The 455-nt window shown below is 43.3% G+C and carries 1 protein-coding gene; it reads left to right on the top strand.

Going from position 1 to position 455, the window contains the following annotated elements:
* Window positions 1-455: reverse transcriptase/maturase family protein (locus AC0QH1_RS22830; RefSeq protein ID WP_324633669.1), on the top strand; the 455-nt coding region annotated here is incomplete at both ends.

Here is a 455-nt window from a genome sequence, read left to right on the forward strand (position 1 = left end):
TAGATGCAGATATTGCAAAATGCTTCGACCGAATTAACCATGATTACTTGCTGTCCAAACTAGATTGTCCATCCGTGTTCAAACGGAGAATTAAACAATGGCTCAAAGCCGGAGTTTTGGAGAATGGCGTATTTGAGGCAACAGAGTCAGGAACCCCACAAGGTGGAGTCATTAGCCCACTCCTGGCCAATATTGCCTTACACGGGATGATAAATTCGGTAGTCAATGCCTTCCCTAAATCCAAATACATTGACGGAAAGCAAGATAAAAATTATCGTCCGAAAATCATTCGATACGCCGATGATTTCGTGGTACTTTCGCCGCACAAAGAAGTCATACTAAAAGCCCGCAACTGGATTGAACAATGGCTTAACGAAGTTGGATTAAAGCTCAAGCCCGAAAAGACAAGAATTTGTCATACCCAGGAATTATCGGAAGAAGGGGGAGAACCAGGT

The organism is Phormidium sp. CCY1219 (assembly GCF_055795085.1).